Source organism: Salinivibrio sp. PR5 (assembly GCF_001996085.1).
GTDB lineage: Bacteria > Pseudomonadota > Gammaproteobacteria > Enterobacterales > Vibrionaceae > Salinivibrio > Salinivibrio proteolyticus.
The window spans coordinates 1-13,603 of record NZ_MUFK01000029.1 but is presented as its reverse complement, the minus strand read 5'-3'; the positions used below and the strand labels follow the sequence as shown (position 1 = coordinate 13,603).

14 protein-coding genes and 1 riboswitch are annotated in these 13,603 nt (G+C 49.3%); of the genes, 8 read left to right on the top strand and 6 right to left on the bottom strand.

Annotation, left to right across the window (positions count from 1 at the left end; genetic code table 11):
- Positions 1-157: 157 nt before the first annotated feature.
- The 7 genes from purR to BZG82_RS11000 all read left to right on the top strand — a co-directional run bounded on the left by purR (position 158) and on the right by BZG82_RS11000 (position 8,705).
- Positions 158-1,162 carry an HTH-type transcriptional repressor PurR gene (gene purR, locus BZG82_RS11030; RefSeq protein WP_077663108.1) on the top strand — a complete coding sequence of 335 codons (1,005 nt, stop codon included), beginning with the start codon at positions 158-160 and terminating at the stop codon, positions 1,160-1,162.
- 180 nt (positions 1,163-1,342) lie between these two features.
- Positions 1,343-1,445, top strand: a riboswitch (cyclic di-GMP riboswitch).
- Between the two features lie 107 nt (positions 1,446-1,552).
- On the top strand, positions 1,553-2,146 hold the full coding sequence (locus BZG82_RS11025) for a TfoX/Sxy family DNA transformation protein (RefSeq protein ID WP_077765848.1): 594 nt from the start codon (positions 1,553-1,555) through the stop codon (positions 2,144-2,146).
- Positions 2,147-2,430: 284 nt separating this feature from the next.
- Positions 2,431-4,566, top strand: a complete 2,136-nt coding sequence (gene lpdA / locus BZG82_RS11020; protein WP_077765847.1) for a dihydrolipoyl dehydrogenase — start codon at positions 2,431-2,433, stop codon at positions 4,564-4,566.
- Between the two features lie 12 nt (positions 4,567-4,578).
- Positions 4,579-5,733 (top strand): ABC transporter substrate-binding protein, encoded by a 1,155-nt coding sequence (locus tag BZG82_RS11015; protein ID WP_077765846.1) that lies wholly within the window; start codon positions 4,579-4,581, stop codon positions 5,731-5,733.
- 12 nt (positions 5,734-5,745) lie between these two features.
- Positions 5,746-7,455 carry an ABC transporter permease gene (locus BZG82_RS11010; RefSeq protein WP_077765845.1) on the top strand — a complete coding sequence of 570 codons (1,710 nt, stop codon included), beginning with the start codon at positions 5,746-5,748 and terminating at the stop codon, positions 7,453-7,455.
- On the top strand, positions 7,415-8,086 hold the full coding sequence (locus tag BZG82_RS11005) for an ATP-binding cassette domain-containing protein (protein ID WP_077765844.1): 672 nt from the start codon (positions 7,415-7,417) through the stop codon (positions 8,084-8,086). The genes BZG82_RS11010 and BZG82_RS11005 overlap by 41 nt, the downstream gene beginning before the upstream one ends.
- Positions 8,079-8,705, top strand: a complete 627-nt coding sequence (locus BZG82_RS11000) for a CDP-alcohol phosphatidyltransferase family protein (RefSeq protein WP_077666317.1) — start codon at positions 8,079-8,081, stop codon at positions 8,703-8,705. Before BZG82_RS11005 ends, BZG82_RS11000 begins: the two co-directional genes overlap by 8 nt.
- Position 8,706: 1 nt before the next feature.
- Here BZG82_RS11000 and punR read toward each other — a convergent pair whose 3' ends face one another.
- A complete protein-coding gene (gene punR / locus BZG82_RS10995; RefSeq protein ID WP_046073314.1) occupies positions 8,707-9,606 on the bottom strand; it encodes a DNA-binding transcriptional activator PunR in 900 nt (299 codons plus the stop codon).
- Positions 9,607-9,712: 106 nt separating this feature from the next.
- Between punR and punC the strand changes: the two genes are divergently transcribed.
- Positions 9,713-10,918, top strand: coding sequence for a purine nucleoside transporter PunC (gene punC / locus BZG82_RS10990; RefSeq protein ID WP_077765843.1), 1,206 nt, complete (start codon positions 9,713-9,715; stop codon positions 10,916-10,918).
- A gap of 139 nt (positions 10,919-11,057) precedes the next feature.
- On the opposite strand, the gene BZG82_RS10985 is transcribed toward punC, so the two are convergent.
- The 5 genes from BZG82_RS10985 to BZG82_RS10965 all read right to left on the bottom strand — a co-directional run.
- Positions 11,058-11,486, bottom strand: a complete 429-nt coding sequence (locus tag BZG82_RS10985; RefSeq protein ID WP_077640297.1) for a VOC family protein — start codon at positions 11,484-11,486, stop codon at positions 11,058-11,060.
- Positions 11,487-11,502: 16 nt separating this feature from the next.
- Entirely contained in the window at positions 11,503-12,258 is a 756-nt protein-coding gene (locus tag BZG82_RS10980; protein ID WP_198928549.1) for a DUF4336 domain-containing protein, read from the bottom strand.
- Between the two features lie 27 nt (positions 12,259-12,285).
- Complete coding sequence (locus BZG82_RS10975; RefSeq protein WP_077765842.1) at positions 12,286-12,579, bottom strand: hypothetical protein; 294 nt, start codon at positions 12,577-12,579, stop codon at positions 12,286-12,288.
- Between the two features lie 12 nt (positions 12,580-12,591).
- The gene (locus BZG82_RS10970; RefSeq protein WP_077765841.1) at positions 12,592-13,137 is read right to left on the bottom strand and encodes a lipocalin family protein; all 546 of its coding nucleotides are present in this window, start codon (positions 13,135-13,137) and stop codon (positions 12,592-12,594) included.
- Positions 13,134-13,603: DapH/DapD/GlmU-related protein (locus BZG82_RS10965; RefSeq protein ID WP_077765840.1), on the bottom strand; the 470-nt coding region annotated here is incomplete at its 5' end. The genes BZG82_RS10965 and BZG82_RS10970, both read right to left, overlap by 4 nt.

The window sequence follows — 13,603 nt, the reverse complement described above, 5'->3', positions numbered from 1 at the left end:
ACCGATTAGCTATGAGAATGGATGAAATCGGATTCGTTACCTTCGCAACCGTCTGATGTGCCGGGATTGTGAAAGACATCGCCGCTGAGAAACAGCGGCGTTTTTCTGTAAGGTCGCGAGTAACGATCCCTACGCATTACTACAAAGAAGAATCAAGATGGCAACGATTAAAGATGTCGCGCGTCTCGCCGGTGTATCGACCACGACGGTGTCGCACGTGATAAACAAAACCCGCTTTGTCGCGGAGAAGACGACTGAGAAAGTATGGCAAGCGGTTGAAGAATTGAACTACGCCCCAAGTGCTGTGGCGCGAAGCTTGAAGTGTAATACAACACGTACACTGGGTATGTTGGTGACTAAATCCACCAACCCCTTTTTCGCCGAACTGGTTCACGGTGTGGAAGACTATTGCTATAAGCAAGGCTACACGCTGATTCTCTGCAATACCGAGGGTAACCTTGAAAAGCAACGCGACTACCTGCGTATGTTGTCTGAAAAACGCGTCGACGGACTCATTGTGGTGTGCTCTGACCTCAACGAAGATTTGATGCTGTTATTAGAAAAAAAACGCGATCTGCCTATGGTCGTGATGGATTGGGGCAGTCATCATATCGATACAGACCGTATAGAAGATAACGCTGAATTGGGCGGTTACCTTGCTACCAAACACTTTATTGATAATGGTCATACTAGGATTGGCTGCATTTCTGGCCAAATGGATAAAAATACCTGTAAGCATCGTTTAAACGGTTATTTCCGCGCGTTGAAAGAAGCCAACATTCCAGTAAATGAAAATTGGTTGATTGAGGCAGATTTTGAAGCCGATCAAGCGCAAATTGCCGCGAAGCAATTAGCGACAATGTCAGACCGCCCGACCGCTGTGTTTTGTTTTAATGACATTATGGCATTAGCGGCCATTAGTACATTTAACGAGCACGGCTTGAAAGTGCCAGATGATATATCGGTGATTGGTTACGATAATATTGATCTCACCGAGTATTTCTCGCCACCATTGACAACTATTCACCAGCCCAAACGCCGTCTAGGCAAAACGGCCGTCAAGCTCTTGCTCGCGCGAATTGCCAACAACGAGACTCAACAGCAAGTGTTCGAAATGCAACCTGCACTAGTGAGTCGACAGTCAGTTAAAACACTATCTTAATGTTTTAATGAAATTTTTATGAAGAGCACCGTCAATGCCTTGGCGGTGCTTTTTTACGCGACCACTCGTCTAGTAGTGCTTTTACTCTAGCTCATCAATTACACCCACCCTGAACCAAGATCACACTTTGCGTAATGGGAGAGGACGACATCGGTGTCTAATTATTATATGCTTAATAGCGATTGAACAAGGCAAACCATGGCGAAAGCATGGGACGCAAAGCCTCCGGCCTAACGGTAATTTGACATGATGTCAAAATATCAACGGTAGCGGGGTTGCCAACATATCAAAGCTGACAAATTTGATGGCTCGTTGACAATTCTGCGATCTTGCCTTGTTACATTATGACGTCTTTTTTAGGCATTAGTAATTCATCGAGATTTTAATCAAATGGATAAACCAGCTTTAAAGAACGCAATGAAGTTATTTGCCAAATTTGGCAGTATAAAGTCCCGTTCAATGTTTGGTGGGTTTGGTATCTTTTGTGAAGACACCATGTTCGCACTTGTCGTTAACAACACTCTCCATTTACGTGCTGGAAAAGAAAACGAAGCACTATTAAAAAAACAAGGCTTATCACCCTACGTGTATAAAAAGCGGGGCTTTCCCGTTGTGACGAAATATTTTGCGATTCCTGAATACTGGTGGGATGACCAAGATAAACTGCTCACTGAAGCCAAAGAAGCGCTGGATGTCGCGACACGCGATCGTACTTTGAAAAAACAAGCCACGCCATCTCGTTTAAAAGACTTGCCTAATTTACGGCTTGCGACCGAGCGTATGCTGAAAAAAGCCGGTATTGACACACCTGAACGTTTACAGCAGCAAGGTGCCGTCAATGCCTACAAAGCCCTTCTTTCTGCGCATGAAAAAGAGCTAAGCTTGGAGTTACTGTGGTCACTAGAAGGTGCGATTACTGGCAAGCATTGGTCTGTGGTTCCCCCTCAACGTCGCCAAGAATTATTACAACATTTAGAAAATTAATTCCTCACAACCCCCATACCTCTCTACCTTTTTTGTGAGCAATGTTCGCGTCCAACACCGCCTTTATGGCGGTGTCGCTTTTTCTGAACGCACTAAACGCTCAATAAATCATCATTCAAACTAATTTCTGACTAATAGCGAAAGTTTCTTGCGATCGGTCGGGTCTGGTTAAAGGTACGATTAAGGACACAGTTCCTCAATGTAACCGACAAATCAGCCAGTTAATTCAGCTACAGTACCTAAAGTAATAACTGGGACCCATTTACTATCGGACGAGACACAGTATGCCAGTAAAAAAGATATTGCTTGGTTTAGTGGTGGTGGCGCTTGTAACACTTTGGTTCAGTTTAGATCTCAGCCAGTGGCTCACGCTTGAAAACGCCAAAGCACAACAAGTGGCATTGAATGATTACATTATCGAAAACGCGACCATCGCAAGCCTGGTGTTTTTTGTCGGCTATGTGGTGATGACCGCCCTGTCCTTACCGGGTGCGGCAGTAGCGAGTTTATTGGGCGCAGCACTCTTTGGCTTTTGGTGGGCATTGGTGTTGGTCTCCTTTGCCAGCTCAATTGGCGCCACCCTCGCCTTCTTGGTGAGTCGCTTTATCTTACGCGACTGGGTCCAAGCCAAATTTGGCAATAAGCTCGATACCATTAATCGCGGCATAGAGAAAGACGGTCGCTTGTATCTATTGACCCTCCGCCTGATCCCGATTTTCCCGTTTTTCCTGATTAACTTGGTGATGGGACTAACCTCGTTCAAAACCCGCACCTTCTATTGGGTTAGCCAGTTAGGGATGCTGCCAGGCACCGCGGTATACGTGAATGCAGGGACCCAACTGGCCCAAATCGACGCACTCGGCGATGTGGTGTCTCCGTCGGTGCTTGGCTCTCTCGCCTTACTGGGTGTCTTCCCACTACTGGCAAAGTGGGTCATGGCTTGGATCACGCGTCGTAAACGCTATCAAGGTTGGAACAAACCCCAACAGTTTGACCGCAATATGGTGGTGATCGGTGCCGGTGCAGGCGGCTTGGTATCGAGTTATATCGCTGCAGTGGTAAAAGCAAAAGTCACGCTGGTTGAAAAAGGTTCGATGGGAGGTGACTGCCTAAACACCGGATGTGTTCCCTCAAAAGCGCTAATACGCGCGGCAAAAACCATGCGAGAAATTGGCAAGGCCAAAACGTTTGGCATTCATACCCAAACGCCAGCTGTTGATTTTTCGGCCGTGATGGCACGGGTTAAACAGGTTATAACCCACATTGAGCCTCACGATTCGGTCGAGCGTTACACCAAACTCGGCGTGGAGTGTGTGCAAGGTGAAGCGCACATCGTTTCGCCATGGGAAGTTGAGGTGAACGGCGAGCGACTGACCACTCGCAACATCGTGATTGCCACAGGCGCACGCCCCATGCTGCCCCCGATTCCCGGTTTGGCTGAGGTCACGCATTACACCTCGGATACGATTTGGTCTCTGGATGAGCTGCCACCACGGTTGTTGGTTTTAGGCGGTGGCCCCATTGGCGCGGAATTGGCGCAAAGCTTTTCATGCTTAGGCAGCCAAGTGACGCTCGCGGAAATGGCTGACCAACTTCTTAGCCGTGAAGACAAAGATGCCGCCCAGTTGGTTGAGCAGGCGTTAGAGCGTGACGGTGTCACGGTTTTAACACAGCACAAAGTCAAAGCATTTGAACACAGTGATAATGAGCAAATCGCGTTACTCGATGGCCCTGACGGTGAGAAGTCTGTCTCATTTGATGCGGTGCTAGTCGCGTTAGGGCGCAGTGCCAACACCAAAGGATTTGGTCTCGAAAAGCTCGATATTCTAGTGACCGAGCGTGGCACTATTCAAATCAACGAGTATCTGCAAACCGTCTATCCGAATATCTATGCGGTAGGTGATGTAGCGGGGCCGTTTCAGCTCACCCACGCCAGTGCCCACCAAGCGTGGTATGCCGCCGTGAATGCACTATTCGGGCAATTTAAACGCTTTCGTGCTGACTATTCAGTAATGCCTTCCGCGACCTATACATCGCCAGAAGTCGCGCGTGTGGGCATCAATGAAAAAGAAGCCAAAGCCAATCAGCAAGAGGTGGAAGTGACCTATTACGGCATTGATGATCTGGATCGCGCGATCGCTGATGGAAATGACCACGGTTTTATTAAGGTACTGACACCGAAAGGAAAAGATACCATTCTGGGGGTGACTATTGTTGGCGAGCATGCAGGCGACTTGCTCGCAGAATTTACTCTCGCCATGCGGCACGGGTTAGGACTGAATAAAATTTTGGGCACCGTCCATCCGTATCCAACCATGAGTGAAGCGGTGAAGTATACCGCTGGAATGTGGAAACAAGCCCATGCACCCGAGAAGCTGCTTAACTGGGTCGAAAAATATCATCGTTGGATGCGTCACTAATTGAAAAGGAAGATGACAATGAAACACTGGATAGCGGCGTTAACATTGGCAATTGCGAGTACTGCCAGTTTTACTGCCTCTGCAAGCGCGGAAAACAACAGTTGGGAAAGTATTGAGCAACAAGCCAAAGGTCAAACTGTTTACTTTAACGCATGGGGCGGCAATCAAGAGATCAATGCTTACCTGCGCTGGGCAAGCCGCGAGTTACAACGCGATTACGGTGTCACCCTGAAACATGTCAAAGTGGCGGATATCGCTGAAACCGTCAATCGCCTGCTTGCCGAAAAGACCGCCGGTAAGGATAGCGGCGGCAGTGTCGATATGGTTTGGATTAACGGCGAAAACTTCAAATCGATGAAGGAAAATGATTTGCTGTACGGCCCTTTTGTCAGCACGCTCCCCAATTGGCAAATTGTCGATAAAAGCTTACCGGTTGAAGAAGACTTCACTGAGCCTACAGACGGCCTCGAAGCACCCTGGGGGGTGGGACAGCTGGTGTTTATCCATGATCAGAAAACCTTGGCCAACCCACCTCGCTCTTTCGCCGAACTGTTAAGTTTGGCTAAAGCATTCCCTGGCCGTATTAGTTACCCCAAACCGCCCGAGTTTCACGGCACCAGTTTTCTGAAAGCGGCGTTACTCGAGCTCACGGACAGCCGCGAGGCACTTTACTTGCCGGTTGATGAGGTGGATTTTGACGCCGTGACCGCACCATTGTGGCGCTATCTCGACCAACTGCACCAAGTCTCTTGGCGCGAAGGCGCGCAGTTCCCATCGGGTAGTGCTGAAACTATCCAATTGTTGGACGATGGGGAGCTTCTCGTCGCGATAGCTTTTAACCCCAATGCAGCAAAAGCGGCGGTGGCCTCTGGAAAACTTGCCCAATCAGCGCGTGCGTTTGCCTTTGACCAAGGCGCGCTGTCTAACATTCACTTTATGGCGATTCCATACAACGCCAATGCCAAAGCCGGTGCTATGGTCGCCATCAACTTCTTAATGAGCGAAAAGGCACAGCTGCGCAAAGCCGATACCCAAGTATGGGGCGATCCACCCGTCGTGAAGCTGCCTGACACCGCCGAAGTTAGCCGCTTTAACACCCAACCCGAGCCACACCCAAGCTGGCAAACCGCGCTTGAGCGCGCTTGGCTGAAACGCTACGGCCAATAGAAAGAGGTTGATATGGCACGTTTGCTGTTTGCCATTACCCTAACGGTGTGCTGCCTACCCTTGTTGCCAGGGGTGGGCGGCTTATTCGCGACCGCCTTTGCATTCTTACCCACACTAGGGCTGACAGAGGCTAACTTTAGCGGCTGGCAAGCTGTCATGGCATGGCCGGGGCTATCACAATCTATTCAGCTAACGCTCATCTCGGGGTTAGGCAGTAGCCTGCTCGCGGTGGCACTTAGCTTTATGATTTTACAGGCTACTTGGCACACGCCTATTTGGCAAAAGATCAGTGCACGCTTGCCTGCGTTACTGGCATTACCACATGTCGCCTTTGCCATTGGTCTGGTTTTGCTGCTATCCCCGTCGGGTTGGCTATTTCGCCTGTTAACTCCCCTTCTCGGCGATCAACCCGTGACTTGGGCGCTGGTACAAGACCCTTATGTTATTGGGCTCACCTTGGCGCTGACACTAAAAGAAACCCCGTTCTTACTATTGATGAGTCTATCGGTGCTGCGTCAAATTGATGTGTCTAGACTGACGATGGTATCAACCAGTCTCGGGTATAACCGCACCGCAACCTGGTTAAAAGTCATTCTTCCGCTTTGGCTGGCCAAAATGCGTTTCCCGATTTTTGCCGTCATCGCCTACAGCCTGTCAGTGGTTGATGTGGCGATGATCCTTGGGCCGAATACGCCGCCTACCTATGCGGTATTGGTATGGCAGTGGTTTAATGACCCGGATTTAGCACTATTTCCCAGAGCATCAGCCGGTGCCCTGCTGTTATTTGTTCTGTGTGGCTTAGCCTTATTGCTATTTCGCTTTTTGGCGTGGCTTGGTTGCCAATGTCTCAATCGCTGGCAATACACGGGCCGCCGCCACGCATGGTTACCCGGCAAATCACTCTGGTGGCCGGTGTTTATCACTCCCCTTGCAATTATGCCTGTGTTGCTGATGTGGTCATTCGCGCTGCGCTGGTCATTTCCCGATTGGCTACCCAGCCGATATAGCTTACGGTTTTGGGAGCAAGAGCTTAGCTATGTGTGGTCATTGGCGGGGAACAGTATTGTTCTGGCGGTGATCAGCGCCAGTGTCGCCTTGCTATTTGCCATCGGATGTCTGGAACGGTCAGTCAATCAGCAACGCTCAGTGCCGAGAGCGATCATCGCTATTCCATTATTGGTTCCTCAACTCTCTATCTTGTTCGGTATTCAGGTGGCGGTGTATAGCCTTCCCGGCCAGTGGCACGTGCCGGCAACCCTTTGGGCTCACATTTTTTTCGCGTTTCCTTACGTGTACCTCGCACTCGATGGGCCGTGGCAGCAATTTGATATGCGGCTTATGCAAACCGCCAGAAGCCTCGGTGTCAGCGCCACGCTTGCATGGTGGCGAGTGAAACTGCCACTCCTTTTGCCCGCCATTATTTTGGCGTGGGCGGTCGGCGCGAGTGTCAGTTTGGCACAATACCTACCCACACAATTGCTGGGCGCGGGACGCATTAATACCCTGACCACAGAGGCGGTTAGCTTATCGAGCGGCCTCGATCGCCGTATCAGTGGTCTGTATGGGCTGATGCAAGCGATGCTTCCTCTCATTGTTTTCGCCTTAGCCACTGTGCTGAGCCGCCTCGCTGAACGTCGCCTTTTACCTAAATCAACACCAACTTATTCAGGAGCTCAACACCATGACACTGTGTGTCAACCAACTCACCATAAACGCGCCTGATCAATGTTTGGTGCGTGAGCTGTCATTTTCGGTCGCTCCGGGAGAAATACTCACCGTGATGGGGCCTAGTGGCTGCGGAAAATCGAGTCTGCTGAGTGTATTGGCGGGGCACATCCAACCGCCCATGCATTACAGCGGTCAGCTGACGTTAAATGGTAAGCCCTTTGATCACTTACCGCCGGAGCAGCGCCGTATTGGGATTTTGTTTCAAGATGATTTACTCTTCCCGCATTTAAATGTGTGGCAAAACTTGGCGTTTGCGTTGCCATCCTCGATGAATAAAGCACAAAAACGCGATCAAGCTATCGCAACATTAGGATCAGTCAATTTGGCGGTGTTTTCCGATTATGCCCCCAGCCAGCTTTCGGGCGGACAGCGTGCGCGAATCAGTGTGTTGCGTGCATTACTCGCCGCGCCCGATACCATCTTGCTTGATGAACCCTTTAGTAAGCTGGATAAGCCGCTGCGACGGGATTTTCGGGCCTTTGTGTTTGAGCAAATTGCGCAGCGCAACATTCCTGCGTTGATTGTGACGCATGATGCCGAGGATATTGCGGATCAGAGCCGCTGTTTAAATTGGCCGGCTCGCCCGACTGACCCCGCACCGCACGAGGAGATGCAGAATGCTTGATCGTTACGCCATCGCGATAATCCGCTGGCCATTGAAGCAGGCAGCGGTGCAGCTTACAAAATGGAGGGTAAAACCCGATACCGTCACGCTCTCAGGCTTTTTGATTGGCTTGCTGGCCGTGCCCGCTCTCGCGCTACAAATGTATTGGCTGGCGCTTGTGTTTATTATCATCAACCGACTTTTTGATGGCCTTGATGGTGCCCTCGCCCGCGAGCAAGGGCTCACGGACGCGGGGGGCTTTTTAGATATTACCCTCGATTTTATCTTCTACGCGGCCATTCCTTTTGGCTTTGCGCTAGCCGATCCGGCCAATAACGCCATCGCCGCCAGTTTTTTGCTGTTTTGCTTTATGGGGACTGGCGCAAGTTTTTTAGCGTTTGCAATTATGGCCAGCAAACACCAGATTGATAACCCGGTTTACGCCAATAAGTCGATGTATTACATCGGCGGGATCACCGAAGGAACGGAGACCATCGCGAGTTTTGTGTTAATGTGCCTTTTCCCAACATACATGGCGTGGATTGCCGGCATCTTTGGCGCAGCCTGTTTAATTACGGCAGCAACACGAGTCTGGGCGGGGTACCAAACGTTGCGTACGCTCGATACGCCCTCCTCCTAGCTTATAGCCACTGGTGCTGCAGCTGCTCTTTATCGCCTAAGTAATCGAGCAGCCAGCGCACCGGTGGTGATTCTTTATCCGAGCGCCATGCAATGCAGCACGGACTGCTTAATAGCGGCTCTTCAAGCGCAAGCTCCACCAGCTCTCCTCTCGCAATCGCATCTTCTGCCATGTGTGAAGGCATCACACCAATGCCTAACCCTGCCTTAAAACATTGCATGGCACTGTGCCAATTCGGTACCGTGAGGCGGCGCTGATTATCCAATAGCCAAGTGGTACGGCGCGGTAAGCGGCGCGAGGTGTCTTCCAAACAGATCGCCGGATACGGCGCGAGCTGATCATTAGCCAGTGGCTGGGCACACTGGACGAGTGGATGCGAGGGGCTCACCACAAACCGCCAACGCAGGGTGCCCATTTCCCGATAGCGAAACGCGCCGCTCACTGGCACGGCAGCCGTGGCACCAATCGCAATATCGGCTCTATCATCCGCCAACGCATCCCATACGCCGTTAAACACTTCCATGGTTAGTAACAGCTCGACATCAGGAAACGCATCGTAGAAATCCCGCACCAGCGTATTGACGCTATCTTCGCGCACGACGTTGTCCAGCGCTAACGCGACACTTTGTGTCCAACCATTGGCCACACGTTGTGTTTGCTGGCGAATAGTTTCCATGTTCTTAATCATCTCACGCGATTGAGAGACAAAAAACTCCCCCGCCGCCGTCAACCGAACCTGACGATGAAGCCGCTCAAACAGGGTAACCGCCAGTTTGTCTTCAATCTGGCGCACCGTGTAGCTCACCGCGCTCGGCACTTTGTGCAACTCGTCGGCCGCCGCGGAAAAGCTTCCTCGCCGTGCGACCACGTCAATCACTTGAAAATCTTGGTAAGAAAACATTCAAATCAATTTTTTTGAAAGCAATGTTCAAATCATAGCGTTTCACAGCATAGATTGTTAGTCATAAACTGCTTGTTACACTATTCTTTACATCAAGAGATAAAAAATGAACAAACAAGTGCCGTTTATCACTCTGTTCTGGCTAGCAGGGCTAAGTATGCTGGGCTTTTTAGCCACTGATATGTATCTGCCCGCTTTTGAAGCCATGCAAGTCGATTTTGCTACATCGTCCGCAAATATTGGGTTGACCTTAAGTATATTTTTGCTTGGTATGGCTTGCGGTCAACTGGTTTATGGTCCGCTGTCCGACCGCGTTGGCCGTAAGCCTGCGCTATTGATCGGCTTGCTTCTTTATATTGTCGCGACTGTCGTATGCCTTTTCGCGAGTAATATTTATCTGCTACTCGGTGCACGTCTTGTTCAAGCATTGGGCGCATGTAGCGCGATTGTGATTTGGCAAGCGGTGGTCATTGATCGCTATGAGGGTAAACTAGGTCAGAAAGTGTTCGCCACTATCATGCCATTAGTTGCCTTATCTCCAGCTCTAGCACCATTATTAGGTGCCTACTTGCTCCAGCATTTTGATTGGCGCAGTATTTTTGTGGTTTTATTTGCACTAGGACTTGTTTTCGTTGCACTTACTCTACGTGAAAAAGAAAGCTTAGCTAAGCCAGTACAAGACACTAAAATTATTGATAAACTTAAAAGTGACTACCAACAAGTTTTTAAATCAAAAAAATTCATCGGTAATATGCTCATTTTCGCGGGTTGTTCCGCGGCATTTTTTGCCTATCTGACAGGGTCACCGTTCGTGATGTCCGCCATGGGTTATACCGAAGCGGATATTGGTCTGAGCTATATTCCACAAACCATTGCTTTTGTCGTCGGTGGTTATGCCTGTCGTCATGCCCTCAACAAGCTTAAAGATCACATTATCTTGCCTTGGCTGCTTAAGCTGTTTGTCATCAGTGTCGTGGTTATCTTTTTGATCAGCTGGCGCACCGACGTCACCAACATCTGGGCAATTTTAGGTCCGTTTTGTTTCCTCGCAGCAGCGAACGGTGCCATCTACCCACTGGTCGTCAATCGCGCCTTGGAAGATTTCAAATCCTGTAGCGCGACCGCTGCGGGGCTGTTGAACTTCTTACAAATGATGGTCTGCTTCGTGGCGAGCGCCGTGGTGTCTGCGTTTGCAGCCTCCGGCTTGATCGCCGTCACCACGGTCATGCTATCAACCTGCGCGGTGGTCATTATTGGCTTTGGCTTGGTCTGGCATGCAAACCGTCAAGCGCAAACGCTAGCAGCCGCGTAATACCACTGAATTTAGAGACTAAAAAGGCGTCTTTCCAGACGCCTTTTTTATCGTGCCAACTTTCACTCACGCAAATGTTGCAGGGCATCATTCTCTGTCCCCTGCATTTGCAACTGCTCCAAAAAGACGTCCATGGTTATTAATCCAAGACAAGGCTGCCATTATCATCAAATTGCCAACAATCGCCATAAGCCACTTCCCAAAGATAGTTATCCGGATCGGCAAAGTAGCCGCTGTAGCCTCCCCAAAATACGTCTTGTGCAGGTTTAACAATACGACCGCCACAACGTTCTGCCAAAGCCAGCACCTCCTCCACTTCCTCTTTGGAACGCGTATTGTGCGCTAACGTAATGCCACCAAACCCTGTCTCGTTAACGGTGAGTCCGGGCTTGATATCATCGGCTAACGAGTCTGCGGGATATAACGCTAATCGTGTACCTGCGGTACTAAAAAACACGATTCCTTCTTCAGGATGGCTATGCGTTGGAAAGCCTAACTGGCGATAAAATTCATACGAACGTGATAAGTCAGCAACACCCAAAGTGATAATACTAATTCGTGCTTCCATACCGTTGCTCCTTCGCTTAATGAGTGGGGGCATTGAGCCGCTTTTCACCTAGCCATGAAAATGCGCGCAATAAATGAGGGACCGCCGCTTCTACAATTTCGCCATGTGCCATGACAAGGCGCTGCGGTGTCCAATTAATCAAGGTACGAATATGTTTTGCTAATTCGTCTTTGTGAAACCAAAAGCTCAATCGCCAATCGAGTGGCGTTTTACCATTGGGCGCTGTCACACCTGACCACTCGGCAATTTTGCGTTTAAAAGGTGAAAATGCCTCGGGACGAAAATTTTCAATCAGATCAGTGACTATCAGCGTTTGACTTTGTCGATGGAAAAATACGCATTCTGTCATCACTGGCGAGCCGGTAATCAAACATTGCGCGATCTCATCGTGCCAAGCAGGCTCAGACAAGTCCTCAAAACAGTGATCAAAACATAGATCATCTCGTTTTTTCGCCACTTGTTGGGTACCCATTAATTGTGCGTCAGGAAAGGCCTCAACCCATTCGGATAAAAAGAGGTGATGCAATTGGTTAGGAGCGATTAAATAACGCACTCTCCCTAACGACGCTAGCTCAGTGCGTAATGCATCGGTAAGCTTTACCGGGCTGTGAATCCATAGGGAGTGATCGGCAAGCCTCACCACCACCATGCGCGTGGTATAGGGTAAGGTAAAGAAAGGGACCGCTTCACCATCAGCGATCCAAATTGACGTATCGAGTTGATACACAGCATCCTCCTCACGGCCGACTTTACACTGTAGCTTGTCAGCCATAAGGTAAGTGTGCGAGTAGTCACAGGCTTACAGTGTATCTAACTCAATATGTTGATTGATGTTTTTCAGTGTGACTCCTGCAGCAGTGAGGCGAGTTTGTATATCATTCAAAACAGCTTGGTAGTCATCACTCCGTTCAAAGCCGGCTAGCGTTTGCCTGTCTTTAAACATCAGCCGCACGGTTAAGCTTTGTGGAAAACGCTGATAATTCACTTCATGCGTGAGCCATTCAAACCCCTCGACCTTTTCCATTGTCAACTCACAGACGTCAGTCAGTGCTTCTCGAATCGCTTTGTCATACTTCTTGTCTGTTTTTCGCATGGTACTTCTCTTCTACTGCTGGGTTTTCTTGTGTTTGGGGTCCGTGCGGCTGTGCTCGACAAAAATCAGCTCTTCGGTGGCAAAACCCCGCTGTTTCGCCGATGCAATAAACTGCTCCTTCACGGACTCCGAGACAGTTGGCGTGCGCGATAACAGCCATAGGTAATCGTGGTCAGGCCCCGAGATAAAGGCATATTGGTAGTTGTCATCCAACTCAAACACCACATACGACCCATAGAAAGGCCCAAAGAATGAAACCTTCAGGTACCCCGTTTTATCGTTTTCAACGAAGTACGCCTTGCCTTCTGCCTCTTGCCATTGACCCTCTTCACGGCTGTAGCCACGATTAATCACTTTGACACCGCCGTCTTCACGTAAGCTGTATGTTGCGGTGACATCCGATAAACCCCGCTCAAAAGAGTGATTCAGTCGCGCGACTTCATACCAAGTGCCTAAATAGCGGTTAAGCTCAAAGTTTGTTACGGGTGTAACCTGTTTTGGCATGCCTAAGCAACCGGTTAACAGTAATGCACATACAAGTAAAACAAACTTCTTCATTCGTTTTGCCCAACAACCCTAGCCGGAACACCTGCGACAACTGCGCCAGCTGGTACATCTTTGACCACTACAGAATTCGCTCCAATGACTGCCCCCTCTCCAACAGAAACAGGGCCTACGATTACAGCATTAGCGTAAATGATGGTGTTATCACCGACATAAGGTTGTTCTTTATGTCCCGCTTTACCTCCAATGGTTACGCCTTGATGTATCGTTACGTTTTTGCCGAGAACAACTCCTCGGCCAATGACGATACCTACTGGATGTGGAAACTGTGTTTCCTGACGAAAGAAGTACTGTATTTGAGTGCCATCGGCATTCTTAGTCGTAAAGTCATTGCTCAACAACAATTTAAAGCTCTGATATTTAAAAACCGAATAATAAAAGTTACGTAAATTTCGCGCATTTAAAGGCCGGATAATGAGTGCGTAAAAGGGAAAAAATAACTTTTTAATCATATTTATAG

Bases quoted from the DNA above. Each gene is read 5' to 3' on its own strand.
- purR (WP_077663108.1), top strand. From the start codon at position 158: ATGGCAACGATTAAAGATGTCGCGCGTCTCGCCGGTGTATCGACCACG.
- BZG82_RS11025 (WP_077765848.1), top strand. From the start codon at position 1,553: ATGGATAAACCAGCTTTAAAGAACGCAATGAAGTTATTTGCCAAATTT.
- lpdA (WP_077765847.1), top strand. From the start codon at position 2,431: ATGCCAGTAAAAAAGATATTGCTTGGTTTAGTGGTGGTGGCGCTTGTA.
- BZG82_RS11015 (WP_077765846.1), top strand. From the start codon at position 4,579: ATGACAATGAAACACTGGATAGCGGCGTTAACATTGGCAATTGCGAGT.
- BZG82_RS11010 (WP_077765845.1), top strand. From the start codon at position 5,746: ATGGCACGTTTGCTGTTTGCCATTACCCTAACGGTGTGCTGCCTACCC.
- BZG82_RS11005 (WP_077765844.1), top strand. From the start codon at position 7,415: ATGACACTGTGTGTCAACCAACTCACCATAAACGCGCCTGATCAATGT.
- BZG82_RS11000 (WP_077666317.1), top strand. From the start codon at position 8,079: ATGCTTGATCGTTACGCCATCGCGATAATCCGCTGGCCATTGAAGCAG.
- punR (WP_046073314.1), bottom strand. From the start codon at position 9,606: ATGTTTTCTTACCAAGATTTTCAAGTGATTGACGTGGTCGCACGGCGA.
- punC (WP_077765843.1), top strand. From the start codon at position 9,713: ATGAACAAACAAGTGCCGTTTATCACTCTGTTCTGGCTAGCAGGGCTA.
- BZG82_RS10985 (WP_077640297.1), bottom strand. From the start codon at position 11,486: ATGGAAGCACGAATTAGTATTATCACTTTGGGTGTTGCTGACTTATCA.
- BZG82_RS10980 (WP_198928549.1), bottom strand. From the start codon at position 12,258: ATGGCTGACAAGCTACAGTGTAAAGTCGGCCGTGAGGAGGATGCTGTG.
- BZG82_RS10975 (WP_077765842.1), bottom strand. From the start codon at position 12,579: ATGCGAAAAACAGACAAGAAGTATGACAAAGCGATTCGAGAAGCACTG.
- BZG82_RS10970 (WP_077765841.1), bottom strand. From the start codon at position 13,137: ATGAAGAAGTTTGTTTTACTTGTATGTGCATTACTGTTAACCGGTTGC.